This window comes from Azonexus sp. MM2026_4, from assembly GCF_055901855.1.
This window is the reverse complement of record NZ_CM148380.1, coordinates 2037437-2063578: the sequence shown is the minus strand read 5'-3', so window position 1 is coordinate 2063578 and position 26142 is coordinate 2037437. Positions and strand designations below refer to the sequence as shown.

At 62.2% G+C, this 26142-nt stretch carries 22 protein-coding genes, 4 tRNA genes, 3 rRNA genes and 1 other RNA gene; 21 read left to right on the top strand and 9 right to left on the bottom strand.

The window, feature by feature from the left end:
* Positions 1-22: 22 nt before the first annotated feature.
* The 17 genes from AC0KWY_RS09660 (at position 23) to ybiB (ending at position 14215) form a co-directional block, all read left to right on the top strand.
* Complete coding sequence (locus AC0KWY_RS09660) at positions 23-640, top strand: nucleotide-binding protein (protein ID WP_474029429.1); 618 nt, start codon at positions 23-25, stop codon at positions 638-640.
* Positions 641-706: 66 nt separating this feature from the next.
* A tRNA-Met gene (locus AC0KWY_RS09655) sits at positions 707-783 on the top strand.
* Between the two features lie 306 nt (positions 784-1089).
* A 16S ribosomal RNA gene (locus AC0KWY_RS09650) occupies positions 1090-2628 on the top strand.
* Positions 2629-2688: 60 nt separating this feature from the next.
* Positions 2689-2765, top strand: a tRNA-Ile gene (locus AC0KWY_RS09645).
* Between the two features lie 205 nt (positions 2766-2970).
* Positions 2971-3046, top strand: a tRNA-Ala gene (locus AC0KWY_RS09640).
* Between the two features lie 208 nt (positions 3047-3254).
* Positions 3255-6135: ribosomal RNA gene (locus AC0KWY_RS09635) — 23S ribosomal RNA — on the top strand.
* 95 nt (positions 6136-6230) lie between these two features.
* Positions 6231-6344, top strand: a 5S ribosomal RNA gene (rrf, locus tag AC0KWY_RS09630).
* Together the 16S, 23S and 5S rRNA genes with 3 tRNA genes alongside form the textbook arrangement of a ribosomal RNA operon.
* A gap of 129 nt (positions 6345-6473) precedes the next feature.
* Positions 6474-6572: signal recognition particle sRNA small type (gene ffs, locus AC0KWY_RS09625), an RNA gene on the top strand.
* A gap of 26 nt (positions 6573-6598) precedes the next feature.
* Positions 6599-8200, top strand: a complete 1602-nt coding sequence (dnaX, locus tag AC0KWY_RS09620; protein WP_474029428.1) for a DNA polymerase III subunit gamma/tau — start codon at positions 6599-6601, stop codon at positions 8198-8200.
* A gap of 12 nt (positions 8201-8212) precedes the next feature.
* Positions 8213-8536, top strand: coding sequence for a YbaB/EbfC family nucleoid-associated protein (locus tag AC0KWY_RS09615; RefSeq protein ID WP_474029426.1), 324 nt, complete (start codon positions 8213-8215; stop codon positions 8534-8536).
* 1 nt (position 8537) lies between these two features.
* On the top strand, positions 8538-9137 hold the full coding sequence (gene recR / locus AC0KWY_RS09610; RefSeq protein WP_474029425.1) for a recombination mediator RecR: 600 nt from the start codon (positions 8538-8540) through the stop codon (positions 9135-9137).
* A 94-nt stretch (positions 9138-9231) separates the two neighbouring features.
* Entirely contained in the window at positions 9232-9831 is a 600-nt protein-coding gene (gene petA, locus AC0KWY_RS09605) for a ubiquinol-cytochrome c reductase iron-sulfur subunit (protein WP_474029424.1), read from the top strand.
* 1 nt (position 9832) lies between these two features.
* Positions 9833-11134, top strand: coding sequence for a cytochrome b (locus AC0KWY_RS09600; RefSeq protein WP_474029423.1), 1302 nt, complete (start codon positions 9833-9835; stop codon positions 11132-11134).
* Positions 11135-11147: 13 nt separating this feature from the next.
* The gene (locus AC0KWY_RS09595) at positions 11148-11867 is read left to right on the top strand and encodes a cytochrome c1 (RefSeq protein WP_474029422.1); all 720 of its coding nucleotides are present in this window, start codon (positions 11148-11150) and stop codon (positions 11865-11867) included.
* An 82-nt stretch (positions 11868-11949) separates the two neighbouring features.
* The gene (locus AC0KWY_RS09590) at positions 11950-12546 is read left to right on the top strand and encodes a glutathione S-transferase N-terminal domain-containing protein (RefSeq protein ID WP_474029421.1); all 597 of its coding nucleotides are present in this window, start codon (positions 11950-11952) and stop codon (positions 12544-12546) included.
* Positions 12547-12549: 3 nt separating this feature from the next.
* Complete coding sequence (locus AC0KWY_RS09585) at positions 12550-12978, top strand: ClpXP protease specificity-enhancing factor (RefSeq protein WP_474029420.1); 429 nt, start codon at positions 12550-12552, stop codon at positions 12976-12978.
* Between the two features lie 247 nt (positions 12979-13225).
* The gene (gene ybiB / locus AC0KWY_RS09580; protein ID WP_474029419.1) at positions 13226-14215 is read left to right on the top strand and encodes a DNA-binding protein YbiB; all 990 of its coding nucleotides are present in this window, start codon (positions 13226-13228) and stop codon (positions 14213-14215) included.
* 68 nt (positions 14216-14283) lie between these two features.
* Here ybiB and phnX read toward each other — a convergent pair whose 3' ends face one another.
* Genes phnX through AC0KWY_RS09550 form a run of 6 tightly spaced genes read right to left on the bottom strand, consistent with a single transcriptional unit; the run spans position 14284 to position 21331 of the window.
* Positions 14284-15096 (bottom strand): phosphonoacetaldehyde hydrolase, encoded by an 813-nt coding sequence (gene phnX, locus AC0KWY_RS09575; protein WP_474029418.1) that lies wholly within the window; start codon positions 15094-15096, stop codon positions 14284-14286.
* Positions 15097-15123: 27 nt separating this feature from the next.
* Positions 15124-16347: an NAD(P)/FAD-dependent oxidoreductase gene (locus AC0KWY_RS09570; RefSeq protein ID WP_474029417.1), complete on the bottom strand. Its 1224-nt coding sequence runs from the start codon at positions 16345-16347 to the stop codon at positions 15124-15126.
* Positions 16344-17450, bottom strand: a complete 1107-nt coding sequence (locus tag AC0KWY_RS09565; RefSeq protein WP_474029416.1) for a 2-aminoethylphosphonate--pyruvate transaminase — start codon at positions 17448-17450, stop codon at positions 16344-16346. Before AC0KWY_RS09565 ends, AC0KWY_RS09570 begins: the two co-directional genes overlap by 4 nt.
* A 21-nt stretch (positions 17451-17471) precedes the next feature.
* Positions 17472-19175 (bottom strand): putative 2-aminoethylphosphonate ABC transporter permease subunit, encoded by a 1704-nt coding sequence (locus AC0KWY_RS09560; RefSeq protein ID WP_474029415.1) that lies wholly within the window; start codon positions 19173-19175, stop codon positions 17472-17474.
* A complete protein-coding gene (locus AC0KWY_RS09555) occupies positions 19172-20239 on the bottom strand; it encodes a putative 2-aminoethylphosphonate ABC transporter ATP-binding protein (protein ID WP_474029414.1) in 1068 nt (355 codons plus the stop codon). The genes AC0KWY_RS09560 and AC0KWY_RS09555 overlap by 4 nt, the downstream gene beginning before the upstream one ends.
* A gap of 60 nt (positions 20240-20299) precedes the next feature.
* Complete coding sequence (locus AC0KWY_RS09550; RefSeq protein WP_474029413.1) at positions 20300-21331, bottom strand: putative 2-aminoethylphosphonate ABC transporter substrate-binding protein; 1032 nt, start codon at positions 21329-21331, stop codon at positions 20300-20302.
* 137 nt (positions 21332-21468) lie between these two features.
* Here AC0KWY_RS09550 and AC0KWY_RS09545 point away from each other — a divergent pair, with 137 nt between their 5' ends.
* From AC0KWY_RS09545 to AC0KWY_RS09530, 4 genes are all read left to right on the top strand, one after another.
* Entirely contained in the window at positions 21469-22215 is a 747-nt protein-coding gene (locus AC0KWY_RS09545) for a phosphonate utilization associated transcriptional regulator (RefSeq protein WP_474029412.1), read from the top strand.
* Complete coding sequence (gene pbfA, locus AC0KWY_RS09540; RefSeq protein WP_474029411.1) at positions 22205-23536, top strand: (R)-1-hydroxy-2-aminoethylphosphonate ammonia-lyase; 1332 nt, start codon at positions 22205-22207, stop codon at positions 23534-23536. The genes AC0KWY_RS09545 and pbfA overlap by 11 nt, the downstream gene beginning before the upstream one ends.
* The gene (locus AC0KWY_RS09535) at positions 23529-24389 is read left to right on the top strand and encodes an EamA family transporter (protein WP_474029410.1); all 861 of its coding nucleotides are present in this window, start codon (positions 23529-23531) and stop codon (positions 24387-24389) included. The genes pbfA and AC0KWY_RS09535 overlap by 8 nt, the downstream gene beginning before the upstream one ends.
* Positions 24390-24453: 64 nt before the next feature.
* Positions 24454-24840: a sirohydrochlorin chelatase gene (locus AC0KWY_RS09530; RefSeq protein WP_474029409.1), complete on the top strand. Its 387-nt coding sequence runs from the start codon at positions 24454-24456 to the stop codon at positions 24838-24840.
* Here the strand turns inward: AC0KWY_RS09530 and AC0KWY_RS09525 are convergent.
* The 3 genes from AC0KWY_RS09525 to AC0KWY_RS09515 all read right to left on the bottom strand — a co-directional run bounded on the left by AC0KWY_RS09525 (position 24806) and on the right by AC0KWY_RS09515 (position 26062).
* Positions 24806-25075, bottom strand: a complete 270-nt coding sequence (locus AC0KWY_RS09525; protein ID WP_474029408.1) for a hypothetical protein — start codon at positions 25073-25075, stop codon at positions 24806-24808. The genes AC0KWY_RS09530 and AC0KWY_RS09525 overlap by 35 nt on opposite strands.
* Positions 25076-25196: 121 nt before the next feature.
* The gene (locus AC0KWY_RS09520) at positions 25197-25970 is read right to left on the bottom strand and encodes a fused MFS/spermidine synthase (protein ID WP_474029407.1); all 774 of its coding nucleotides are present in this window, start codon (positions 25968-25970) and stop codon (positions 25197-25199) included.
* A gap of 17 nt (positions 25971-25987) precedes the next feature.
* Positions 25988-26062: transfer RNA gene (locus tag AC0KWY_RS09515), tRNA-Arg, on the bottom strand.
* Positions 26063-26142 lie beyond the last annotated feature (80 nt).

Genomic DNA, 26142 nt, shown 5'->3' with positions numbered 1-26142 from the left:
CATATTAAAGAGGGAGTTTCAGATGCGTGCAGTGCTCGTGGCAAATCCAAAAGGCGGGGCAGGCAAGACGACCCTGGCAACCAATCTGTCGGGGTATTTTGCCAATCAGGGCAAGGTGACGACACTCTGCGATCTGGATCGCCAGCAGTCAGCCTTGCGCTGGATGGCTTTCCGCGACCAGTCCCTGCCGCCGGTTACCGGCTATTTCGGCGGTAACCAGATCACTCTCAATTTGCCGAGGGACGCCGACTGGGTCGTCGTGGACGCGCCGGCAGGGCTTCAGGGTTACAAACTGAGCGATTACATCCGTGCGGTGGACAAAGTCGTGGTGCCGCTGGTCCCTTCGGTGTTCGATATGGCGGCGACGGAAGATTTTCTCAATTCCATCCGCGGTGAAATACGCGGTGTGCGGGCCAAGGTCGCTATCGTCGCCATGCGGGTCGATCCGCGGACACGCGCAGCGGCGATGCTGGAAGAGTTCCTGCGCCATTTCGACATTCCTATCGTTGCTTATCTCCGCAACACTCAGAACTATGTAAACGTCGCTGCTGCCGGCGCGACCGTATTCGATCCGCCGAAAGCCAAGCACAAGAGGGATGTCGAACAATGGTCGTCTTTGCTCGAATGGTTGTCCGAATAAAAGAATTTGCAGCAAGGGGGTTGACGAAGGTGTGAGGGCTAGGCATAATTCGGCCTCTCTGACGGACGCGGGGTGGAGCAGTCTGGCAGCTCGTCGGGCTCATAACCCGAAGGTCGCAGGTTCAAATCCTGCCCCCGCAACCAGCAAGCGACGCGCTTGGTAAAGCCAAGCGTTTTGTTTCTGGAGGTTAGAAGAAGTGGTTTTGAAGTGGTTTGAAATAATTTTTCAAAACGCTTGACGGAAGTGAGGAGTTGGTTCATAATCTCACTTCTCTGCTGCTGACGAAGTGAAAGCGACGGCGCGGTGGAATTGATCTTTAAAAGTTAGGACAACCGATAGGTGTGGGTGTCTTGATGCGAAGCGACTTAGGTCGCAAAAGTATTAAGGCAAAAACACCGAGTAATAGGTAGAGAAATCTACCGTCAGTGAATTTGCGAGTTAGTTGGATTGAACTGAAGAGTTTGATCCTGGCTCAGATTGAACGCTGGCGGCATGCCTTACACATGCAAGTCGAACGGCAGCACGGGAGCAATCCTGGTGGCGAGTGGCGAACGGGTGAGTAAAGTATCGGAACGTACCCTAGAGTGGGGGATAACTATCCGAAAGGATAGCTAATACCGCATATTCTATGAGTAGGAAAGCGGGGGATCTTCGGACCTCGCGCTCTGGGAGCGGCCGATATCAGATTAGCTAGTTGGTGGGGTAAAGGCCTACCAAGGCGACGATCTGTAGCGGGTCTGAGAGGATGATCCGCCACACTGGGACTGAGACACGGCCCAGACTCCTACGGGAGGCAGCAGTGGGGAATTTTGGACAATGGGGGCAACCCTGATCCAGCCATGCCGCGTGAGTGAAGAAGGCCTTCGGGTTGTAAAGCTCTTTCGGCCGGGAAGAAATCGCGCAGACTAATAATCTGTGTGGATGACGGTACCGGAATAAGAAGCACCGGCTAACTACGTGCCAGCAGCCGCGGTAATACGTAGGGTGCGAGCGTTAATCGGAATTACTGGGCGTAAAGCGTGCGCAGGCGGTTTTTTAAGACAGGCGTGAAATCCCCGGGCTCAACCTGGGAACTGCGCTTGTGACTGGAAGGCTAGAGTATGGCAGAGGGGGGTGGAATTCCACGTGTAGCAGTGAAATGCGTAGAGATGTGGAGGAACACCGATGGCGAAGGCAGCCCCCTGGGCCAATACTGACGCTCATGCACGAAAGCGTGGGGAGCAAACAGGATTAGATACCCTGGTAGTCCACGCCCTAAACGATGTCAACTAGTTGTTGGGTGGGTAAAACCATTTAGTAACGTAGCTAACGCGAGAAGTTTGACCGCCTGGGGAGTACGGCCGCAAGGTTAAAACTCAAAGGAATTGACGGGGACCCGCACAAGCGGTGGATGATGTGGATTAATTCGATGCAACGCGAAAAACCTTACCTACCCTTGACATGCCAGGAACTTGCCAGAGATGGCTTGGTGCCCGAAAGGGAGCCTGGACACAGGTGCTGCATGGCTGTCGTCAGCTCGTGTCGTGAGATGTTGGGTTAAGTCCCGCAACGAGCGCAACCCTTGTCGTTAATTGCCATCATTTAGTTGGGCACTTTAACGAGACTGCCGGTGACAAACCGGAGGAAGGTGGGGATGACGTCAAGTCCTCATGGCCCTTATGGGTAGGGCTTCACACGTCATACAATGGTCGGTACAGAGGGTTGCCAAGCCGCGAGGTGGAGCCAATCCCAGAAAGCCGATCGTAGTCCGGATTGTAGGCTGCAACTCGCCTGCATGAAGTCGGAATCGCTAGTAATCGCGGATCAGCATGTCGCGGTGAATACGTTCCCGGGTCTTGTACACACCGCCCGTCACACCATGGGAGCGGGTTCCGCCAGAAGTGGGTAGCCTAACCGCAAGGAGGGCGCTTACCACGGCGGGGTTCGTGACTGGGGTGAAGTCGTAACAAGGTAGCCGTAGGGGAACCTGCGGCTGGATCACCTCCTTTCTAGAGAAAGCATCCTGGCACCCACAACCTATCGGTTGTTCGAAAGTAGCAAACAGACGAGGGTCTGTAGCTCAGTCGGTTAGAGCACCGTCTTGATAAGGCGGGGGTCGTTGGTTCGATTCCAACCAGACCCACCAACTGGCATTTGGTAACACTGCGCACTTCGGCGTTGTCGCGCGGCTTGCATACGAGAGTATGCGGCGCCACGCTCCGCCTTGAATTGCTTGGTTACCAAAAGCCAGTGGAACGTCTATCAGATGAACGAGCAGTACTAGGCGCGAGGAAGGGCCGCATAGCAGCGCTATGCAACCGACCGAGCAACGACGTAATGCGAAGTTCAGCGGGGGATTAGCTCAGCTGGGAGAGCACCTGCTTTGCAAGCAGGGGGTCGTCGGTTCGATCCCGTCATCCTCCACCAGAGACCAGTGATAAGCAAAGGTGCTTATCACTGGCTTTTGAAAGAAAGCTACTGTTCTTTAACAAGTTGGAAGAAGGTTGTGTTGTTCCTTGATGAGAGGAATGACACGTTGTGATTGCATCTGATTGTTCATTACAGCTAATGGATGATCGGCACAAAGTTTATGAGTTGCCTGTAGCCGCTCTCGCAAGAGAGGACAAGGTTATAGGATCAAGCGACTAAGTGCATGTGGTGGATGCCTTGGCGATCACAGGCGATGAAGGACGTGTAAGCCTGCGAAAAGCTTCGGGGAGCTGGCAATAAAGCTTTGATCCGAAGATGTCCGAATGGGGAAACCCACCCGCAAGGGTATCGCTTACTGAATACATAGGTAAGCGAGGCGAACCCGGTGAACTGAAACATCTAAGTAGCCGGAGGAAAAGAAATCAACCGAGATTCCGTAAGTAGTGGCGAGCGAACACGGAAGAGCCTGCTAGTGATAGCGGAACTGTTAGGAGAACGGAATGGAAAGTCCGGCCGTAGTGGGTGATAGCCCCGTATTCGAAAACAGATCCGTGGTACTAAGTTAGCGAAAAGTAGGGCGGGGCACGTGAAACCTTGTCTGAACATGGGGGGACCATCCTCCAAGGCTAAATACTCGTGATCGACCGATAGTGAACTAGTACCGTGAGGGAAAGGCGAAAAGAACCCCGGGAGGGGAGTGAAATAGAACCTGAAACCGCATGCATACAAACAGTGGGAGCCTCCTTGAGGGGTGACTGCGTACCTTTTGTATAATGGGTCAGCGACTTACGTTGTGTTGCGAGCTTAACCGAATAGGGGAGGCGTAGCGAAAGCGAGTCTGATAAGGGCGTTTAGTAGCACGGCGTAGACCCGAAACCGGATGATCTATCCATGGCCAGGATGAAGGTGCCGTAACAGGTACTGGAGGTCCGAACCCACTAACGTTGAAAAGTTAGGGGATGAGCTGTGGATAGGGGTGAAAGGCTAAACAAATCCGGAAATAGCTGGTTCTCCCCGAAAACTATTTAGGTAGTGCGTCACATATCACTTCCGGGGGTAAAGCACTGTTATGGCTAGGGGGTCATCGCGACTTACCAAACCATGGCAAACTCTGAATACCGGAAAGTGCGAGTGTGGCAGACAGACAGTGGGTGCTAACGTCCATTGTCAAGAGGGAAACAACCCAGACCGCCAGCTAAGGTCCCAAAGACATGGTTAAGTGGGAAACGAAGTGGGAAGGCATAGACAGCTAGGAGGTTGGCTTAGAAGCAGCCATCCTTTAAAGAAAGCGTAATAGCTCACTAGTCGAGTCGTCCTGCGCGGAAGATGTAACGGGGCTCAAACCATGCACCGAAGCTGCGGATATCCGTAAGGATATGGTAGGGGAGCGTTCTGTAGGTCTGTGAAGGTGTCTTGTAAAGGATGCTGGAGATATCAGAAGTGCGAATGCTGACATGAGTAGCGATAAAGGGAGTGAAAAGCTCCCTCGCCGAAAGCCCAAGGTTTCCTACGCAACGTTCATCGGCGTAGGGTGAGTCGGCCCCTAAGGCGAGGCAGAAATGCGTAGTCGATGGGAAACAGGTCAATATTCCTGTACCGGCTCTAGATGCGATGTGGGGACGGAGAAGGTTAGGTCAGCCAACTGTTGGAATAGTTGGTTTAAGCGTGTAGGCGTGCCCCTTAGGCAAATCCGGGGGGCTAAGCTGAGGCGTGATGACGAGGCACTACGGTGCTGAAGTGATTGATACCAAGCTTCCAGGAAAAGCCACTAAGCTTCAGTCTAGAGACGACCGTACCGCAAACCGACACAGGTGGGCAGGATGAAAATTCTAAGGCGCTTGAGAGAACTCAGGAGAAGGAACTCGGCAAATTAACACCGTAACTTCGGGAGAAGGTGTGCCCCGGTAGGTTGTAGAGCCTCGCGCTCGAAGGCCGATGGGGTTGCAGTGAAATGGTGGCTGCGACTGTTTAATAAAAACACAGCACTCTGCAAACACGAAAGTGGACGTATAGGGTGTGACGCCTGCCCGGTGCTGGAAGATTAATTGATGGGGTGCAAGCTCTTGATCGAAGTCCCAGTAAACGGCGGCCGTAACTATAACGGTCCTAAGGTAGCGAAATTCCTTGTCGGGTAAGTTCCGACCTGCACGAATGGCGTAACGATGGCCACACTGTCTCCTCCTGAGACTCAGCGAAGTTGAAATGTTTGTGAAGATGCAATCTCCCCGCGGCAAGACGGAAAGACCCCATGAACCTTTACTGCAGCTTTGCATTGGACTTTGAACCGGTTTGTGTAGGATAGGTGGGAGGCTGTGAAACCGGGACGCTAGTTTCGGTGGAGCCAACCTTGAAATACCACCCTGATTTGTTTGAGGTTCTAACCTTGGCCAGTGAATCCTGGCCGGGGACCGTGCATGGTAGGCAGTTTGACTGGGGCGGTCTCCTCCCAAAAGGTAACGGAGGAGTACGAAGGTACGCTTAGGGCGGTCGGACATCGCCCATAAAGTGCAATGGCAAAAGCGTGCTTGACTGCGAGACCCACAAGTCGAGCAGGTGCGAAAGCAGGTCATAGTGATCCGGTGGTTCTGTATGGAAGGGCCATCGCTCAACGGATAAAAGGTACTCTGGGGATAACAGGCTGATACCGCCCAAGAGTTCATATCGACGGCGGTGTTTGGCACCTCGATGTCGGCTCATCTCATCCTGGGGCTGTAGCCGGTCCCAAGGGTATGGCTGTTCGCCATTTAAAGAGGTACGTGAGCTGGGTTTAAAACGTCGTGAGACAGTTTGGTCCCTATCTGCCGTGGGCGCTGGAAATTTGAGAGGGCCTGCTCCTAGTACGAGAGGACCGGAGTGGACATTCCTCTGGTGTACCGGTTATGACGCCAGTCGTATCGCCGGGTAGCTATGAATGGAAGAGATAAACGCTGAAAGCATCTAAGCGTGAAACTCGCCTCAAGATAAGATTTCCCGGGGCCTTGAGCCCCCTTAAGGGTCGTCGAAGACCACGACGTTGATAGGTCAGGTGTGGAAGCGCAGCAATGCGTTAAGCTAACTGATACTAATTGCCCGTGCGGCTTGATCCTATAACCTTGTTCATACAAGTAACTCTAAACAAGCAATCACAACACACAACCCCTTCCTCCTTGGCTTGATCACAAAATCAAGCACACAAGTTTCGCTTGGCGGCAATAGCCTTCTGGACCCACCCCTTCCCTTCCCGAACAGGACCGTGAAACAGAAACGCGCCGATGATAGTGAGCATCTCGCTCGCGAAAGTAGGTCACCGCCAGGCTCCCATTCCAAAAGACCCCTGCTAGCATCCTAGCCGGGGCCTTTTGCCGTCTACATTCCAAACACATCAGCACAGAGAAATTCCGCCCTAGTGGAAATGGTGGGGGCGCTCTGTGTTAGAATTCGCCCCGGCGGGTCTCCCCGCATTGCAGGATGGTTAACCTGGTCAGGTCCGGAAGGAAGCAGCCACAGCCGTTTTCTGCAAGTGCCGGGGGTTAGGCTCGCCACTTTCATTTTTGCTTTAGTGTGGGGCGCATGAGTTATCAGGTTCTCGCTCGAAAGTGGCGGCCGCGTAATTTTTCGACAGTTGTTGGCCAGGAACATGTCGTACGCGCCCTGACCCATGCGTTATCCCAACAAAGACTTCACCACGCTTATCTGTTTACCGGCACCCGCGGTGTCGGCAAGACGACTTTGGCCAGAATTCTGGCTAAATCACTCAACTGCGAAACCGGCATAACTCCGCTTCCTTGCGGTAAATGCTCGGCATGCCAGGAAATCGATGCCGGGCGCTTTGTCGATTTGCTTGAGGTTGATGCGGCAACCAACACCCGTGTCGACGAGATGCGGCAGCTTCTGGAAAATGCGGTCTATGCGCCGACCAGAGGACGATTCAAGGTGTATGTCATCGACGAAGTTCACATGTTGTCGACGTCGGCATTCAATGCGATGTTGAAAACTCTGGAAGAGCCACCTGAGCATGTGAAATTCATCCTTGCCACGACCGATCCGCAGAAAATCCCGGTTACGGTGCTTTCGCGTTGCCTGCAATTCAACTTGAAGCAGATGCCGGCGCTAGCGATTTCCTCTCATCTTGCACACATTCTGCAGGCAGAGGGAATTCCTTTCGATACTCCGGCGCTTTCGCTGCTTGCTCGTTCGGCCGCAGGCAGCATGCGGGACGCACTTTCCTTGCTTGATCAGGCGATTGCTCACGGTGCAGGGAACGTGGACGAGGCGCAGGTCAGGGCCATGCTGGGTAACGTCGACCAGGATTACCTGTTTTCAATCCTGGAGACGCTGCAGGAAGGCGATGCTTCCGGGCTTATGCAGCAGGCCTCTCTGCTTGCTGTAAGAAGCCTTTCGTTTAACGGGGCGTTGCAAGAGCTGGCTGCCTTGCTAACCCGGATTCAGGTCGTGCAGTGCGCACCAACGACAATCGACGACGACGACCCGGATCGGCAGCGGCTGCTGGCATTGGCGGAAATTCTTTCACCCGAGTATGTGCAACTCGCCTATCAGATCGTCAATGTCGGGCGGGCTGAACTGGCGCAGGCGCCCGATGAATACTCCGGGTTCGTTATGACCTTGTTGCGCCTGCATGTCTTTCGTCCGCGCAGTGTTGCCGAAGTGGTGGCTTCGGTTCGTGGCAATCCGCCGGCGCAGGCCAAGTCGGCGGTCAATGTGCCTCCTCCCGTCAGGGAGAAGCCGATCGCGTCTGCGCCGCGCGAAGCCACGCCAGCGAAGGCGGCGTATGCACCGGGGGACTGGCACGCCATCGTCGCCGAACTTCCGCTTTCCGGGTTGGCGAAGGAGCTCGCCTTGAACTGCGAATTGCGTGAGATTGGCGAGGGGCATTGTCTGTTACGTTTGGCCAGTTCGGCTGCGCATCTGCAGATGAAGCCGTCGCCGGAAAAGCTGCAACAGGCACTGAGCAGCTATTTTTCTCGGCAGCTCGTGCTGAAAATCGAACTTGGTGCGCCGAGTGTCGAGACCCCTGCCGTCACGGCAGGGCGTCAGCGCCAGGAGCGTCAAGAAGGCGCAGAACTGGCGATCGAAAAAGATTTCTTTATCCAAGACGCGATCGCAACGCTAGACGCGAAGATCGTCGATTCTTCCATTAAACCCATTGATTGACGGAGCTCGCTAATGATCAAAGGTGGTTTGGGCGGTCTGATGAAACAGGCCCAGATGATGCAGGAAAACATGAAGAAGGCGCAGGAGCAGCTGGCCCTGATCGAAGTTGAAGGACAGGCGGGGGCCGGGGTGGTCAAGGTCGTGATGACCTGCGCACACGATGTACGGCGAGTCAGCATCGATCCCTCGGTGATGGACGATCGCGAGATGCTCGAGGATCTCGTGGTGGCGGCGATCAATGACGCGGTGCGAAAGGGCGAGGCGCTTTCCCAAGAAAAAATGGCGGGCTTTACTGCCGGCCTCAATTTGCCGCCAGGACTGAAGTTGCCCTTCTGAGGTGAGCACCAACGGACTTGATGCGCTGATCGAGGCCCTGCGCTGCCTTCCCGGTATCGGGCCGAAATCTGCACAGCGTCTTGCCTATCATCTGATGCAACATGATCGTCCCGGGGCGGCTCGCCTCGGCGACGCGATCCGGCACGCCTTGAGTGCCATTCGTCACTGCCGCTCCTGTAATACCTTGACCGAGCAGGATGTCTGCGAGCGTTGTTCTTCCGCGAAGCGCGACAGAAGTCTGCTGTGCGTGGTTGAAACTCCGGTTGACATGAACATGATGGAACAGACCCTGGCCTATCCCGGGCTGTACTACGTCCTGATGGGCAGAATTTCGCCGCTGGATGGGCTGGGGGCGCGCCAGTTGCAGTTGGATCGCCTGCTGGCCAGGGCCAGTGACGGGGTGGTGAAAGAAGTGATTCTGGCTACCAACTACACCAATGAGGGTGAGGCGACTGCGCACTACATTACGGCAATGCTGAAATCCCGAGGGGTCAGCGTTACGCGGATCGCTCGTGGTGTCCCGGTCGGGGGAGAGCTGGAATTCGTCGATAGTGGCACGCTGGCCCAGTCGTTGCGTGAGCGTCGGGTCATTACAGAATGACGAGAGTCTGACAGGCGCTTTTATCAGGGGTTCCGTTGGCGTATAATTTAGCGTTTGTTTTTAAACCCATTCAATTCCTTTAGGGGTCAGCGTTATGAGCAATCAAGGAAAAGTGGACTGCGGGCGGCGGCGGCTGATCGTCGCCACTGCAGCCGTCGGCGGGGTGGGCGCGGTTGGCGCGCTCATCCCGTTCGTCTCCAGTTTGCTTCCGTCCGAACGTGCCAAGGCAGCAGGCGCACCGGTCGAAGTCGAAATCGGTAAATTGGCAGAAGGTCAGATGATGACCGTCGAATGGCGCGGCAAGCCGGTTTGGATCATCAACCGGACCAAGGACATGCTGGCAACCCTGCCGAAGCTGGACGACAAAGTGGCTGACCCGAAGTCCGAAGTGGCGTCCCAGCAACCGGCATATGCCGCAAATCCGACGCGTTCGGTCAAGGAAAATCTCCTGGTCGTGATCGGTATCTGTACCCACCTGGGGTGCTCGCCGAGCTCCAAGTTCAAGGCCGGAGCTGAAGAGGGGATGACTGCGGACTGGCTCGGCGGCTTCCTGTGCCCCTGTCACGGTTCGACGTTCGATTTCGCCGGTCGCGTCTTCAAGGCCAAGCCTGCGCCGACCAATCTCGAAATTCCGCCGCACGTGTATCTGACCGATACCCGTATCCTGATCGGCGACGACAAGAAGGGGGCATGACATGGCTGGGGGCACTTACGAGAAGTACAAGTCCGATGGTTCGCTGGCTGGCAACGTGCTGGAATGGGTTGACGCACGTTTCCCCGCAACCTCGATGTGGAAGGGACACCTTTCCGAATACTACGCGCCGAAGAATTTCAATTTCTGGTATTTCTTCGGCTCCCTGGCGCTGCTGGTCCTGGTCATTCAGATCGTCACCGGCATTTTCCTGGTCATGCACTACAAGCCGGATGCTGCACTGAACGCCGCTGGTGTTCCGGTGGCCTTCGCTTCGGTCGAATACATCATGCGCGACGTGCCGGGCGGCTGGATCATCCGCTACATGCACTCGACGGGGGCTTCGGCTTTCTTCATCGTGGTTTATATGCACATGTTCCGTGGCCTGATCTACGGTTCCTATCGCAAGCCGCGTGAACTGACCTGGCTGTTCGGCGTCGGCATCTTCCTGGTGCTGATGGGCGAAGCCTTCTTCGGTTATCTGCTCCCCTGGGGCCAGATGTCGTACTGGGGTGCGCAGGTGATCGTCAACCTGTTCGGTGCCATTCCGGTGATCGGTAACGACCTGTCGATCATCATTCGCGGCGATTTCATCGTCGGCGATGCGACCCTGAACCGCTTCTTCTCCTTCCACGTGATCGCTTTCCCGCTCGTGCTGATCGGTCTGGTCGCTGCCCACATCCTGGCGCTGCACGAAACCGGTTCGAACAACCCGGACGGCATCGACATCAAGGAAAAGAAGGACGAGCACGGCATTCCGCTCGACGGCATCCCCTTCCACCCGTATTACACGGTCAAGGACATCGTCGGCGTCGTGGTTTTCCTGATGGTCTTCTCCGCCGTGATGTTCTTCGCCCCGGAAGGTGGTGGCTACTTCCTGGAAACGCCGAACTTCTACCCGGCCGATCCGCTGAAGACGCCGCTGCACATCGCGCCGGTCTGGTATTTCACGCCGTACTACTCGATCCTGCGCGCCATGGTCTGGAACTTCTTCGGTCTTGACGCCAAGTTCTGGGGGGTTGTTGCGATGGGCGCTTCGGTTGTCGTCTTCGCCTTCCTGCCCTGGCTGGATCGCAGCCCGGTGCGGTCGATCCGCTATCGCGGTCCGATCACCAAGGCGATGATCACTCTGTTCGTGATCTGCTTCTTCATCCTTGGCTATCTCGGTACGCTGTCGCCGTCGCCGATGGGTGAGCTGGTATCGCAAATTTGCATGGTCTTCTATTTCGCCTTCTTCCTCGGCATGCCGTGGTGGTCCCGGATGGACAAGTTCAAGCCGGTTCCCGAACGCGTCACGATGAAGTGAGAGGATGCATAACATGAAAAAATTTCTCATCGCATTGCTCTTCGCGCCGGTCATGGCTTTTGCTGCCGGTGCGGCGCTTCACCTCGACAAGTGGCCGGGCTCGGTCAGCGACAAGGCAGCATTGCAGAATGGCGCCAAGCTGTTCGTCAATTACTGCCAGAGCTGCCACAGCGCCTCCTACATGCGCTACAAGAACCTGATGGACCTTGGCCTGACTGAATCCCAGGTCAAGGAAAACCTGATGTTCGCTGGCGAGAAGATTGGCGACCTGATGATGGTTGCTGCACGTTACGACGAGCAGAAGAAATGGTTCGGTGCGACGCCGCCGGATCTGACCATTGTCGCTCGTGCCCGTGGCGACGCTGGTGCTCCCAAGGCCGGTGCCGATTGGCTCTATACCTATCTGCGCACCTTCTACCGCGACGACGCCCGTCCGACCGGTTGGAACAACGTTGCCTTCAACGCGGTTGGCATGCCGCACGTCCTCTGGGAGCTGCAAGGCACCCAGGTGATGGATCACGAAACGCACGCGCTCAAGCTGGCCGTTCCCGGCAAGATGAGCCCGGCGGAGTACGACAAGGCGGTTTCCGATCTGGTTGGCTTCATGGTCTGGATGGGCGAGCCGCAACAGGAATACCGCCAGACGCTCGGCATTTTCGTGCTGATTTTCCTGGTCATTCTCTTCGTCGTTGCCTATGCGCTGAAGAAGGAATACTGGAAAGACATTCACTGATCCTTCCCGGATCTGCTGACGGCATCGTGGGTTTGACTTCGGTCGGCCCCCGGTGCCGAATCTCATTTGAGGGCTGTTAAACATGATGAACCTCTACTCGGGCACTACCTGCCCCTTCAGTCACCGTTGCCGCATCGTCCTTTACGAAAAGGGCATGGACTTCCAGGTCATTGACGTCAACCTGTTCTCCAAGGCCGATGAAATGGCCGCGATCAACCCGCACGGTCGCGTGCCGGTACTCGCCGAACGCGACCTCGTGCTGTTCGAACCGAACATCATCAACGAGTACATCGACGAGCGCTTCCCGCATCCGCAACTGATGCCGGCCGATCCGATCATGCGGGCGCGCGCCCGCCAGTTGTTGATCGGCATGGAGCGCGAAATCTTCTCGCACATGGAAGTCATCGAGAAGAACGGCAAGGCGGCCGACAAGGCCCGCCAGGAAATCAAGGCGCGCCTGACCGAGATCGTGCCGATCTTCAACAAGCAGAAGTTCATGCTCGGCGACGAGTTCTCCATGCTCGACGTTGCCATCGCCCCGCTGCTGTGGCGTCTCGACCACTACGGTATCGACCTCGGCAAGGCTGCCGCGCCGCTGATGAAGTACGCCGAACGGATCTTCAGCCGCCAGGGTTTCATCGACGCGCTGACGCCGTCGGAAAAGGCGATGCGCAAGTAAGCGATGGAACTGCCGTCCACCAAACCCTACCTGTTGCGTGCCATCTGGGAGTGGTGCTGCGATAACGGCTTCACGCCCTACATCGCGGTCCAGGTCAACGCGCGCACGCTGGTTCCGCGCGAGTTCGTCAAGGATGGCCAGATCGTCCTCAACCTGGGGCCGGGCGCCACCAACAAATTGCAGATGGGCAACGAACTGATCGAGTTCCAGGCCCGTTTCGGTGGCGTGGCGCGCGAGCTTTCGGTGCCGGTGGCGCAGGTTGCCGCCGTTTACGCGCGCGAGAACGGCGCCGGCATGGCCTTCGATGTCGACGAGGCCGACTCGCTCGCAGCGCCGTCGGCAAGTAAGCCACAGGCGGGTCCGGTTGCCGTCGACGAAGTACCCGAACCGCCGCCGGACGGTGGGCGGCCCAAGCTGCAGCGCGTCAAATAGGAACGTCGCCAGCGGCGAATGCACCAAAAGAGGGAAATTCACGGGCTGAATTTCCCTCTTTTTCATTCAAGCCATTGATTTTTCAGCTTGGCATGCGTGTTGCGTATAGCCTTTCGAGTTCAATGTCATGCCTGAAAAGAGGGCAGGTCGCGCTGTGATGTGAGTTCACTCAACGAGTCACGTTACGCTAGGCAGCGATGACCGTTTGGCACGGCCATGACGAACAAAGACCACAACGGAGGAGACCGTGAGCTACGCACAATACATCAAGGAAATCGGACGCGGCGCTGAAGGCGCGCGGGATCTGACGCGGGAGGAAGCCAGCCGGGTCTATGCCGCGATGCTCGACGGTGGCGTCCCCGACCTGGAACTGGGTGCCATCCTGATCGCGCTGCGGGTCAAGGGCGAATCGATCGAGGAGATGCTCGGTTTCCTCGACGCCAGCGACCAGCGCATGCATCGCCTGGTGATGCCGCACGGCCGGGTCAGGCCGGTGGTCCTGCCCAGCTACAACGGCGCCCGCAAGGAAGCCAACCTGACGCCGCTGCTGGCGCTCCTGCTGCAACGTTTCGGCGTGCCGGTGCTGGTGCACGGTCTGCTCGAAGGTTTCGGGCGGGTCAGCACGGCGCAGATTTTCCGCGAACTCGGTCACATGCCGGTCGGCTCGGTGCAGCAGGCGCAGCAGACGCTGAGCGCCGACGGCCTGGTCTTCCTGCCGCTCAACGCCTTCTCGCCCGGCCTGCACAACCTGCTCGCGCTACGCGGTCGGATGGGCGTGCGCAACAGCGCGCACAGCCTGGTCAAACTGATCAACCCCTTCCTCGGCGAAGCGGTGCTGGTCGCCCCGGCGACGCATCCCGACTACATCGACCTGATGCGCGCGCTGCTCCTGGAGCGTGGTCAGCGGGCGCTGCTGCTGCGCGGTACCGAAGGCGAACCCTACGCCAATCCGAAGCGCCGGCCACGCCTCGAACTGGTCAGCCAGGGACAGGTCGACATCCTGTTCGAGGCCGAGCACGACAGCCTGCGCGGCCTGCCCAACCTGCCCGAAGGGATCGATGCGACGAGCACCGCGCGCTGGATGCGGCGCGTTCTCGACAAGCAGTTGCCGCTGCCCAAGCCCCTGGCCAACCAGTTGGCCTGTCTGCTTTACGCCAGCGGTTACGCCGACGACCTCAACCAGGCCAAGGCCATCGTCGCCGTCGAGGCGACCGGCATGGCGATGGGCGGCAACTGAGATCCCGGGGCGCCCGTACGGTCGCCGCCGTTCGCCGCTTCCGTCCCGCAGCTTACTGCGAACACGCCTTAAGGACGCTCGCCGGCAGCCAGGCGGCGCTCGATGTCGTCGAGCACCGGTACCAGGTCGGCGACGCTGTCAATCAAATAATGCGCGCCGGCGGTGGTGAACTCCGGGGCGATGCGGGCGCGCAAGGCGGCCAGTTCGTCCGTGGTAGCCGCCGCGAATTCGGCCTCGGTGAGCCCGGCCGGGCTGCCGGAGAGCATCAGGCCGACCGTCCACATGCCGGCGTTGCGACCTTCGGCGATGCCCGGCAGGGTGTCGTCGACCTTCACGCAGTGGCTGACCTTGCCGATCTTCAGGTCGAGCACGCATTGCAGCGCCATCCACGGGCCGGGGCGGGCGCCGGCGGCGAGATCGTCGGCGCAGACCGTGCAGTCCGGCGTGTAGCCGTTGGCGGCGGCGGCGAGCATCAGCTTGTCCATGACCGGGCGCGGGTAGCCGGTGGTCGAGCCGATCTTCAGGCCGCGCTCGCGTAGCGCGGCGACCGTTTCCAGCGTGCCGGGAATCAGTGTCGCGTGTGCGCCGACGCGTTCGACCTGCAGCGGCAGGAAGGTGCGGTAGAGGTGGTCGATGTCGTCGTTGTTCATCGGCCGCCCGAATTTTGCCCGCCAGCGGGCGTCGACCGCCGGATCGCGGCCGAGCGCCTCGATGTGCTGCCACTTGCCCAGGCCCATCGGGCCGCGCGCTTCGGCCAGCGTCAGGTCAAAGTCGTAGGCGGCACGGAAGGCGTCGACGAAAATCTGGGTCGGCGCGAAGGAACCGAAATCGACCGTGGTCCCGGCCCAGTCGAAAATGACCGCTTCAAGTTGCTGTTGCATGGGATGTCTCCGTAAGGTGGCGGCGGTTCAGCCGGAAGTTTTTCCGGCCCGCGCGGCGGCGCAGGCGGCGAGGAATTCGGGGGCATAGGGGTCGAAATTGCCGCGCCGGCCCGGGGCGCTGGGCTGCGGATCGACGAAGGGCGCGGCGCCACGGATCAGTTCGCCGATCAGGCGGCCGACGCCGCCGGCGAAGCTGATTCCCGAGCCGTTACAGCCGCTGGCGACGTACAGCCCGGCGATCTTCGGCGCGGCGCCGACGACCAGTTGCCGGTCGGGCGTGTAGTTGCTCGGCCCGGTCAGGTAATGGGCAATGCCCAGCGTGTTCAGCGCCGGGAAGCAGGGCGCCAGCTCGTCGGCGCCTTCGGCCAGGTTGGCCCAGCCGTCGGCGTCGTCGGGGTCGAAGACGAAACCGGCGAGATCGGCCGGCAGCCTGCGGGCGTCGGCGACTGCCGGCTGGCGCTCGCGGATGCCGAAGAGCAGTGCCCCAACCTCTGGCCGGGCGTAGGCGCGGATCGCCGGCAGCAGAACGATGGCGCCGTCGCGCGGGAAGATCGGCGCCGGCTCGCTGATCCAGTACTGGCTGCGTACCGGCGCCATCGGTAGCGGCAGGCCGAGGTTGACGCTGAGGCGGTTGGCCCAGGCGCCGGCTGCGTTAACCATGACGCTGGCTGGGCGCTGCGTAGCGTCGGCCAGTTCGACGCCGCGTACTGCGCCGGCGTCGACGACGATGCGCGTCACTTCTGCGCTGGTGCTGCGCACGCCGCCCGCGATGGCAGCGCGTAGCAGGGCGGTGGCGAACAGGTAGGGTTCGACGTAGCACTCGTCGGGGAAGAGCACCGCGTGATCGAAGGATTCCGGCGCCAGCCAGGGGGCGCGGGCGAGCGCCTCGGCTTTGTCCAGCCAGCGGCTGGCGATGCCGTGCGCGGCGGCGCCTGCGGCACGCGCCTGCAGCACCGCCAGGTGACTGGCCGGTGCCGCGTGCAGGGCGCCGACCGTGCGCCGGCCAATGTCTTCGCCGAATTCCTGTTCGAGTTCGGCCATCGTGCGGAAAGTCTGGCGGGCCAGTGCGATTTGCCCGGGGTCGTCGCGCACCATGGTCACCAGCGCCGCCGCCCGGCTGGTCGCGCCAGCCGCCGGTTGCAGGCGTTCGAGGACGAGGACGCGCTCGCCGAGGCCGTGGCGGGCGAGTTCGTAGGCGACGGCGGCGCCGAAGATGCCGCCGCCGACGATCAGGATGTCGCGCTTGTTCATGCCAGCATGTCGCGCAGCGTTGCAGCCACGGCATCGACCACCTTGGCGACGTCCTGCGTCGTCAGCGCGCCGATGCAGCCGACGCGGAAGGTGTCGACCTCGGTCAGCTTGCCCGGGTAAAGGATGAAGCCCTTGTCGCGCACCGCCGCGTAGAAGGCCTTGAAGTCGTAGTTCGGGCTGGCCGGCGCGTGGAAGGTGGCGATGATCGGCGCCTGGTGCTCGGGCGCCAGGAAAGGCTTCAGGCCGAGTCCGGCCATGCCGTCGACCAGCGCAGCGCAATTGGCCGCGTAGCGGGCGTGGCGCACGCTCAGCCCGCCTTCCTCGGCGTATTGAGCGAGCGCTTCGTGCAGCGCGACGACGACGTGGGTCGGCGGCGTGAAGCGCCATTGCGTGGTCTTCTGCATGTAGATCCACTGGTCGTGCAGGTCCATCGCCAGCGAATGGCAGTTGCCGGCAGCAGCTTCCAGCGCGCTGCGGCGGACGATGACGAAGCCCATGCCGGGCACGCCTTCCAGGCACTTGCCGGAAGCGGCGACCAGCGCCGCAATCGGCGTCGTGCGCAGGTCGATGTCGAGAGCGGCGAAGGAGCTCATCGCGTCGACGATCAGCTCGCGCCCCTGGCGGGCGACGGCGGCGGCGATCTCGGCGAGCGGGTTGAGGATGCCGGTGCCGGTTTCGCAATGGACCTGGGCGACGTGGGTGATCGCCAGGTCGGCGGCGAGCGCCGCTTCGATGGCCGCCGGGTCGGCCGGCTGGTCTTCGGCGAAGCGCAGTTCGACGGCCTCGCGCCCGAGGTAGCCGAGGATTTTCAGGATGCGCGCGCAGTAGGCGCCGTTGTTCGGCACCAGCACCTTGCCCTGGCGCGGCACCAGCGTGCCCAGCGCGGCTTCCACCGAGAAGGTGCCGGAACCCTGCAGCGGCACGCAGACGTGGCTGTCTTCGCCATGGGCGATGGCGACCAGTTGCCGGCAGACGTCGGCGGTGATGCGGTTGAAGGCGGCGTCCCAGGAACCCCAGTCGTGCAGCATCGCCTGCTTGGTGCGCAGCGAGGTGGTCAGGGGGCCGGGGGTGAGCAGCAGCGGGTCACGGTCGACGGCGTACATGGCGGGTTTTTCTCCGGTAAATCAGCGTTGGCCCTGGCGCCAGGCCTGGTGGCGGCGGAAGAGCAGGTGGGTGACGAGCGAATAGAGCAGGCTGATCGCCGCCGAGGTGAGCACGATCAGCGTCGCCATCGCCGCCGCCGGGCCGAGTTCGCCGGCCTCGTCGAGGTTGAGGATGGCGACCGAGGCCGGCAGCGTATCCGGCGAGTAGAGGAAGACCAGCGCCGACACCGTGGTCATCGCGTTGATGAACAGGTAGCGGGCGATTTCCAGCACCGCCGGCAGGCAGACCGGTAGCGTCACCCGCCACAGCGTGACGAAGGGCGAGACCTTGAGCGAGGCGGAGACCGCCTCGAACTCGCGGTCGATGCCCTTGAGCGCGGTCAGCGCGGTCAGGTGGCAGGCCGTGTAGTAATGCACGATGTTGGCGACGACCATGATCGCCAGCGTCTGGTACAGCCCGTTCAACGGGTTGTCCGGCGCATTGAAGAAGAGGATGTAGCCGATGCCGAGCACCAGCCCGGGCACGCCCATCGGCAGCGCGGCCAGCGCGCGGACCAGCGGCCGCAGTCCGGCCGGGCCGCCCTGGCATTTCTCCAGCAACCAGGCGGTGAAGAAGACGAAGGGCGTGCCGAACAAGGCGGTCAGCCCGGCGATGCGCAGGCTGTTCAGCCAGGCGTCGAGGACGCCGGCTTCGGCCAGGCCGTAGATGTAGTGGTCGAGGCTGAGTTCGAGGTTGTACGGCCAGAAGCGGACCAGCGAGGTATAGCCGGCCATGCCCAGGATGCCGAGCATCGCCGTCGCCAGCAGCAGGCAGTAGAAGAGCAGCGGCAGGTCGCGCCGCCAGTCGGGGCGTGGCCGGTAGGGCACGGCGCGGGCGCTCAGCCCGGCCTGCTGGCGGCGCTGTACCCACCAGTCGATGGCGAAGGCGAGCAGTACCGGCAGCAGCAGGAGCAGCGCGACGACGGCGCCGCGCCCGAAATTGTGCTGACCGACGACCTGGACGTAGATTTCGACGGCGAGCACCGGGAAATTGCCGCCGATCACCTTGGGAATGCCGAACTCGCTGACCGAATAGGCGAAGACGACGAGCGCCGCGCTGATCAGCCCGTAGCGGGCGCCGGGCAAGGTCACCGTGACGAACTTGCGCCAGCGCGACGCCGACAGCGCATCGGCCGCTTCGTAGAGTCGGCCGTCGGCGGTGGCCAGGGCAACGACGAGGATCATCAGGGCGTGCGGGAAGCTGGCATAGACGGTGGCCATGACGATGCCCACCGGACCGTAAACTGAAGTTTCGCCAAGCCAGGCCTTGAGCACGCCCTGGGTGCCGAACCACTGGATGAAGGCGATCGCGCCGACCAGCGACGGGCCGAGCAGCGCCGACAGCCCGACGATCCGCCACAGCCCGCGCAGCGGCAGGCAGGCGCGCTCGATCGCGTAGGCATAGACGAAGGCCAGCGGCACGGTGATCGCAGTTACGGTGGCGGCAACCCACAGCGTGTTCCAGATCGCCGTCGCCATGCCCGGCGTCGCCGCGAATTCGGCAAAACGGAGCAGGCTGAAGGCGCCGCTGTCGTCGCGCACGGCGCCGAGGAGGACGGCGCCCAGCGGTAGTAACAGGAAAACCGCCAACGCCAGGGCGGCCAGCATCAACAAGGGGCCGCCCAGTTGCTCGCCGAGCGTGGACCGACGGCCGGGCGGCAGCGTGCTCAGACCGGCGACTCTCATGCCGCCTCCGGCAGCGGGCGCAGGTGTTCGGCCGGGATGCCGACGCGCAGCGTCGCCCCCGGGCGGATTTCGCGGCCGCCCAGGTAGTTGCTGGAAAACTGGGCGACCAGCGGGATGCCGTTGCCGGTTGCCGCGTGCAGGGTGACCAGCGAATAGGCACCGAGGAACTCGCACTTCAGGACATGGGCGTAGAAGCTGTTCTCGCCCTGGTCGAGCGTGTCGTGCAGGCGGATGTCCTCGGGCCGGACGTAGAAGCGCTGGCGGCTGCCTTCGCTGCTGTGGCCGGTGCAGCGCAGCAGCAGGTCGCCGATGCGGACGTGTTGCGGGCCGGCGCCGGTGGCGTCGAGCAGGTTGCCGCGGCCGATGAAGTCGGCGACGAAGTCGTTGCCCGGCGCCCGGTAGATTTCCTGGGGCCCGCCGATCTGCTGGATGCGCCCGCCGCGCATGACGACGATGCGGTCGGCCATGGCCAGCGCCTCTTCCTGGTCGTGGGTGACCATGATCGTCGTCACGCCAAGCCGGTTCTGCAGACTGCGGATTTCCGAGCGCAGGCGGACGCGTTCGATGGCGTCGAGCGCCGACAGCGGCTCGTCGAGCAGCAGCAGGTCGGGCGAGGTGGCGAGCGCGCGGGCCAGCGCGACGCGCTGCTGCTGGCCGCCGGAGAGTTGTGCCGGGAATTTGGGCTGGCTGCCCGGCAGGCCGACCAGCTCAAGCATCTCCTCGACCCGGTTGCGCACCAGCCGGCGGTCGGCGCGCCGGCTGTTCAGGCCGTAGGCGACGTTGTCGGCGACGCTGAGATTGGGGAACAGCGCGTAGGACTGGAAGACGATGCCGTAGTCGCGCAGCGCCGGCGACAGTTGCGAGATGTCGCGCCCGGCGTGCACGATGCGCCCTTCGTCCTGCCGTTCGAGACCGGCGATCGCCCGCAGCAGCGTGGTCTTGCCGCAGCCGGACGGGCCGAGCAGGACGAGGAACTCGCCGCGTTCGACGGCCAGCTCGATGCGCTCGAGCGCGACGAAAGCGCCGTAGCGCTTGGTCAGTTGGGTGATTTCCAGGTGGGCCATGGGCGCCTCGCGGTCAACGGTGAAACCGCCCGCCAGGCGGCGGGCGGCGGGGGCGGGGAATTACTTCTTCGGTTCCGACTTGGTCGAATAGCGCTTCTGCCATTCGGTCAGGATCGCGTCGCGGTTCTTGGCCATCCACTGGAAGTCGTTCTTGACCAGGCGCTGTTCGTAATCGTTCGGTACGTACTTCAGGCGGGTGGCGATGCCGGGCATGGCGACGACGGCGAAGTTCTTCGCGTAGAGTTCGTTGGCTTCGCGGGTGGTCGCCCAGTCGGCCAGCTTCTTCGCCGCTTCAAGCTGCGGCGTGCCGTGCACGATGGCGATCGATTCCATGTCCCAGCCGAGGCCTTCCTTGGGGAAGATGATGTCGATCGGCGCGCCCTTGCTGCGCACGACGTTGGCCCGGTATTCGAAGGCGATGCCGACCGGGAATTCACCGGCGCCGGCCATCACGCAGGGCTTGGAGCCGGAATGGGTATACACCGCGATGTTCTCGTGCAGCTTGTCCATGTAGTCCCAGCCGCCTTTTTCGCCGAACATCTGCAGCCAGGCGGTGACGTCGAGAAAGCCGGTGCCCGAGGAATTCGGGTTGGGCATGACGATCTTGCCCTTGAATTCCGGCTTGAGCAGGTCCTTCCAGCTTTCGATGCGGGGCAGACCCTGCTTCTGCATTTCGGCGACGTTGTAGCAGATTGCCGCGCCCCAGACGTCCATGCCGACCCAGGTCGGCGTCGCGCCGGCCGAGCGGAAGCGCGGGTTGAGTGCCTTCAGGTTGGCCGGGGCATACGGCTGCAGCATCTTCTCGCGGTCGAAGACGACCATGCTGGAGGCGGCGACGCCCATGATCACGTCGGCCACCGGCTTCGCCTTCTCGGCCAGCAGCTTGGCGGTAATGATGCCGGTCGAATCGCGCGTCCACTTGATTTCGATGTCCGGGTAGGACTTGTTGAAGGACTGCTGGTAGGCCTTCAACTGGTCGGTTTCCAGCGCCGTGTACACGTTGAGGACGGTCTTCTCGGCGTGCGCCGGGACGATGGCGGCGAGCGCCAGGCCGGCGACGGCGAAGCTGCGGATGAGGTGCTTGAGTTGCATGCGGATTTCCTCCGGGGGAAGGGGTGACGGGGTTTCCGGGATGCCGGGCTGTCATCGAACTGACATCGCGGCGCACTAGACTGGCTTTCATCTTAGTGACGGTTTATTGCAGATTGTTGACAATCTACAAAGCAACGATGAATTACAATGCCACTTTCGATTACCGCCCGACGGCCATGTCCGAAACCGCCCCCTCCCCTGTCGACAGCGTGCTCGCGCTGGTCCAGCGCACTTCTCTGACCCGCCTGGTCGGAGAGGCGCTGGAGAAAATGATCCTCGCCGGCGAACTGCCGCCCGGCAGCAAGCTCAACGAAATGGCGCTGGCCGAACGCCTCGGCGTGTCGCGCGGGCCGCTGCGCGAAGCCTTCCGCACCCTCGAAGAAAGCGGCCTGATCCGCCAGGAGAAGAACCGCGGCGCTTTCGTCCGCGAGATCGAGCTGGCCGAGGCCGCCGACATCTACGAGGTGCGCGCCGGCCTCGACGCCACCGCCGGGCGCCTGCTCGCCGAGCGCGTGACGCCCGAGCAACTGGCGGTGCTGCGCGAGTTCGCCGCCGGCATGCAGCGGGCGGCCGGCGCCAACGACGTCGATGCCTTCCACACGCTCAACCTCGCCTTTCACGACCGCATCGTCAACATGACCGGCAACGCCGCGCTGGTCGACGTCTATCGCCGGCTGGTCAAGCAACTGGCGCTGTTCCGCCGGCGCAACCTGCTGGCGCCGCGGGCGATTCCGCATTTCGCCGACGAGCACAGTGCGATCGTCAACCGCATCGCCGCCGGTGACGCCGCCGGCGCCGCCGAGGCGCTGCACGCGCACGCCCGCGGCGGGCGGGCGCGCATGCTGCGCGACGGCGAACTGGGGGGCGTTTCCGATGCCGCCTGAAGTCGACCGCAGCGAAGGCGACGTCAACCTCGGCGCCCGCCGCGCCGCCTGGCAGGAGGAGCATCTCGATGCGGCGACGCGCGAGTTGCTGGCCGAGGACGCGCGCTGGTTCCTCCACCAGTCGATGTCCACGCCCTGCCTCAACGCGCTGGCCGGCGCCCAGGGCAGTTGGCTGACCGACCTCGGCGGCCGGCGCATCCTCGATTTCCACGGCAACAGCCTGCACCAGGTCGGCTACGGCCACCCGAAGGTGGTCGCGGCGATCCAGGAAACGCTGGCGACCTTGCCCTTTTCGCCGCGTCGCTACGCCAACCGGCCGGCCGTCGAACTGGCCCGCCGCCTCTGTGAAGCGGCGCCGATGCCGGGGGCGCGGCTGCTGTTTGCGCCGGGCGGCACGGCCGCCATCGGCATGGCGCTCAAGCTGGCGCGGCTGGCCACCGGGCGGTTCAAGACGCTGTCGATGTGGGACGCCTTCCACGGCGCCTCGCTCGATGCCATCTCGCTCGGCGGCGAAGCCGTCTTCCGCCGCGGCATCGGCCCGCTGCTGCCCGGCGCCGAGCACGTGCCGCCGCACGACCCGGGCAACTGCGTGTTCGGTTGCGGTGGCCGGTGCGCGCTGCGCTGCGTCGATTACATCGACTACTGTCTGGCCAAGGAAGGCGACGTTGCCGCCGTCGTCGTCGAAACCGTGCGCTGCACCGACGTCCAGGTGCCGCCCGCCGATTACTACCAGCGCCTGCGCCGCATCTGCGACCGCCACGGCGCGCTGTTGATCCTCGACGAGATTCCCATCGCCCTCGGCCGCACCGGCCATCTGTACGCCGTCGAACGCTACGGCATCGAGCCGGACATGATCGTCATCGGCAAGGGCCTGGGCGGCGGCGCCCTGCCGCTGGCGGCGCTGATCGCCCGCGATGGGTTGAACGTCGGCCAGGACATCTCGCTCGGCCACTACACGCACGAGAAGAATCCGCTCGCCTGCGCCGCCGGGCTGGCGACGCTCGACGTGATCGCCGAGGAAAACCTGCTCGAACGCAGCCGCACGCTGGGCGCCGCGGCGCTGGCGCAATTGCGCGCGGCGACCGCCGACCTGCCGGCGGTGGTCGAAGTGCGCGGCGCCGGCCTCTTGCTCGGCATCGAGTTGAACGACGCCGACCTCGCCGAAGCGGTGCTCTACCGCTGCCTGAGCCAAGGCCTGTCGTTCAAGGTTGGCCAGGGCAAGGTGCTGGTGCTGGCGCCGCCGCTCAACGTCGCCGCCGCCGACCTTGACTGGGCGCTGGCTTGCGTGGTCGCCACGGTGCGGGCGGAAAGCGGTGGCTGAGGCCGGTTTGCCGCTCAATGTTCTGCTCGCCGTGCTGGCCGCGGCGCTGCTCCATGCCGGCTGGAACGCGCTGATCCGCGGCGCCGGCGACAAAGGCCTGTACACCGTGCTGCTGCATGCCAGCAGCGGCTTCCTGGCGATTTTCGCGCTGTTCTTCCTGGGCCTGCCGGCGCCGGCCAGCTGGCCTTACGTCGGCGCCTCGGCGCTGCTCCACACGTTGTACATCGCCTGGCTGATGCGCGCCTACGACGGCGGCCAACTGGCGGTCAGCTACACGCTGATGCGCGGCCTGCCGCCGCTGCTGGTGGCGCTGGTCTCGGCGCCGCTGCTCGGCGAGCCGCTGGGCAGCGCCGGCTGGCTGGGGATTGCGGCGATCTGCGGCGGTGTCCTCGGCATCGGTTTTGCCGGCGGGCTGACGCCGGGCCGGGCGCTCGCCCATCCGGCCAGCCGCGCCGCCGCGCTCAACGCGCTGGCGATTGCCGCCTACACCGTGGTCGATGGCATCGGCGCGCGTCAGTCCGGCAACCCGCTGGCCTACGCGTGCATGCTCTTCGTCGGCGAGCCGCTGCTCATCCTGCTCTGGCAGTACCGGCTGCGTGGTTCGCAGTTGCTCGCCTACTGCCGCAGTCACTGGCGGCTCGGCCTGCTCGGCGCCGCCTGTTCGACCAGCGCCTACGCGACCATCCTGTGGGCGATGACGCAGGCGCCGGTGGCGATGGTCGCCGCGCTGCGCGAAAGCTCGGTGGTTTTCGCAGTGCTGATCGGCAGCCTGTGGTTCAAGGAAGGGCGGCTGCGCCCTGGCCTGCTGGCCGGCGCTGGCGTGGTCTTGGGCATTTTCCTGCTGCGCACCTGAACCTCGGGCGGCGCTGGCGGTCTGTGACGGGTAAGATGACCCTCAGCCCGCCTCTGGAAAGCCCATGTCCCAAGCCATCATCCTCTTCGCCCACGGTGCCCGCGATCCCGAATGGGCTTCGCCGATGCGCCGGGTGCGCGCCGCCATCCTGGCCAATGCGCCGCAACTGGCGGTCGAACTCGCCTTCCTCGAATTCATGGCCCCCGACCTGCCGGCCTGCGTCGCCGAACTGGCCGGGCGCGGCGCGCGGCGCATCCTGATCCTGCCGATGTTCATCGCCCAGGGCGGGCACCTGAAACGCGAAGTCCCGGAAATCGTCGCCCATCTGCGCGCCGCCTGGCCGGCGATCGAGTTTTCGCTGGGGCGGGCGATCGGCGAGGAGGAGAGCGTCGTTCAGGCGATGGCCGCCGCGGCGCTCAATGCATCGACGGTAGCGGGTGCGTCCGCTTGAGGTGTTCGTAGGTTTCCATCAGCTCGATCACTCGCTGGTTCTCGCCAGCGGCGAGCGCCTGTTGCATGTTTTCGAGGATCATCGCGTGCAACTGGCAGACGCCTTCCGGCGTACAGAGCAGTACTTCGCTCAGTTCCGCGGCTATTGCCAGCGGCAGATGCTCGTGTTCGGCGATGGCTTCGATTTCGCCGCGATCAAGGTCGCAATAATCGAGAACGTCTTGCATGGACAACATGGGATCTCCTCCTGGCAGAAGCGGCGAGCGCCGTTGGTTTCTGTCTGTCCGCCTTGTCATCGTTGTCGGTGGAGGACTACTGCTTTAGTTATAGCAGCTTATTGCGGCCGGGCAAAGGTGCTCAGAAGGCCAGCGTTGCGCTCTCGTCCGTTGCCGCCTGACGCAGGCGCCGCAGCAGCGGGCGCAGGTCGAGCCGGGTCTGTTGGCGCAGCGCCTGGGCGCGCTTTTCCAGGTCGACGAAGGAAACCTGCACCGCTTGCGCGTCGCGGCCGAACACGATGGTGTTGCCGCTGGTGCATTCCGGCAACTGCAGGATCTGCCCGGAAAACGCCTCGGCGATGCGCTCGACGCTGCGCGCGAAACCCTTCTCGCGCAGCAGGTTGACGCAGAACAGGCCGTCGTCGTTGAGGTGGCTGCGGCAGGCCTGGTAGAAACCCGGGGTGTCGAGCATGCCGGGGCGGCCGTCGGCGCCGAAGCCGTCGGAGAGGATGAGGTCGAAGCGGCGTTTCGTGCTTTCCAGGTAGTCGGCGCCGCAGGCGATCTCGACATGCAGGCGGCGCGGGTCGTCGGGCAGGCGGAAGTACTGGCGGGCGACGAACTCGACCTGCGGGTTGATCTCGACGACGGTGATCCGGCAATCGGGGAAATTGCGGTACAGGAACTTCGCCAGCGAACCGGCGCCGAGGCCGATCAGCAGGACATTGCGCGGCCAGCGCGGGGCCTCGCGCAGGAGCAGCCCGGCCATCATGTCGCGGGTGTATTCGAGCAGCAGCGACCATGGCCGGGCGACGCGCATGGCGCCCTGGATCCAGTCGGAACCGAAATGCAGACAGCGAACCCCATCCTCCTCGCTGATGTCGATGGCGTGGCGGGGCGGTGTTGGGCGGGTTTTCATCGGGTTCGCAGGCGGGGTGGCGCCCCCAGGTGGAATCGAACCACCAATTCGCCCTTAGGAGGGGCGTGTTATATCCATTTAACTATGGAGGCATGCCGGTTTGGCGGGCAGGGGCGAATTGTACCGGCTGGCCGACCCTTGTGATAGATTGACCGGACGACAAATCACAAAA

Bases quoted from the DNA above. Each gene is read 5' to 3' on its own strand.
- AC0KWY_RS09660 (WP_474029429.1), top strand. From the start codon at position 23: ATGCGTGCAGTGCTCGTGGCAAATCCAAAAGGCGGGGCAGGCAAGACG.
- dnaX (WP_474029428.1), top strand. From the start codon at position 6,599: ATGAGTTATCAGGTTCTCGCTCGAAAGTGGCGGCCGCGTAATTTTTCG.
- AC0KWY_RS09615 (WP_474029426.1), top strand. From the start codon at position 8,213: ATGATCAAAGGTGGTTTGGGCGGTCTGATGAAACAGGCCCAGATGATG.
- petA (WP_474029424.1), top strand. From the start codon at position 9,232: ATGAGCAATCAAGGAAAAGTGGACTGCGGGCGGCGGCGGCTGATCGTC.
- AC0KWY_RS09600 (WP_474029423.1), top strand. From the start codon at position 9,833: ATGGCTGGGGGCACTTACGAGAAGTACAAGTCCGATGGTTCGCTGGCT.
- AC0KWY_RS09595 (WP_474029422.1), top strand. From the start codon at position 11,148: ATGAAAAAATTTCTCATCGCATTGCTCTTCGCGCCGGTCATGGCTTTT.
- AC0KWY_RS09590 (WP_474029421.1), top strand. From the start codon at position 11,950: ATGATGAACCTCTACTCGGGCACTACCTGCCCCTTCAGTCACCGTTGC.
- AC0KWY_RS09585 (WP_474029420.1), top strand. From the start codon at position 12,550: ATGGAACTGCCGTCCACCAAACCCTACCTGTTGCGTGCCATCTGGGAG.
- phnX (WP_474029418.1), bottom strand. From the start codon at position 15,096: ATGCAACAGCAACTTGAAGCGGTCATTTTCGACTGGGCCGGGACCACG.
- AC0KWY_RS09570 (WP_474029417.1), bottom strand. From the start codon at position 16,347: ATGAACAAGCGCGACATCCTGATCGTCGGCGGCGGCATCTTCGGCGCC.
- AC0KWY_RS09565 (WP_474029416.1), bottom strand. From the start codon at position 17,450: ATGTACGCCGTCGACCGTGACCCGCTGCTGCTCACCCCCGGCCCCCTG.
- AC0KWY_RS09560 (WP_474029415.1), bottom strand. From the start codon at position 19,175: ATGAGAGTCGCCGGTCTGAGCACGCTGCCGCCCGGCCGTCGGTCCACG.
- AC0KWY_RS09555 (WP_474029414.1), bottom strand. From the start codon at position 20,239: ATGGCCCACCTGGAAATCACCCAACTGACCAAGCGCTACGGCGCTTTC.
- AC0KWY_RS09550 (WP_474029413.1), bottom strand. From the start codon at position 21,331: ATGCAACTCAAGCACCTCATCCGCAGCTTCGCCGTCGCCGGCCTGGCG.
- AC0KWY_RS09545 (WP_474029412.1), top strand. From the start codon at position 21,469: ATGAATTACAATGCCACTTTCGATTACCGCCCGACGGCCATGTCCGAA.
- pbfA (WP_474029411.1), top strand. From the start codon at position 22,205: ATGCCGCCTGAAGTCGACCGCAGCGAAGGCGACGTCAACCTCGGCGCC.
- AC0KWY_RS09530 (WP_474029409.1), top strand. From the start codon at position 24,454: ATGTCCCAAGCCATCATCCTCTTCGCCCACGGTGCCCGCGATCCCGAA.
- AC0KWY_RS09525 (WP_474029408.1), bottom strand. From the start codon at position 25,075: ATGTTGTCCATGCAAGACGTTCTCGATTATTGCGACCTTGATCGCGGC.
- AC0KWY_RS09520 (WP_474029407.1), bottom strand. From the start codon at position 25,970: ATGAAAACCCGCCCAACACCGCCCCGCCACGCCATCGACATCAGCGAG.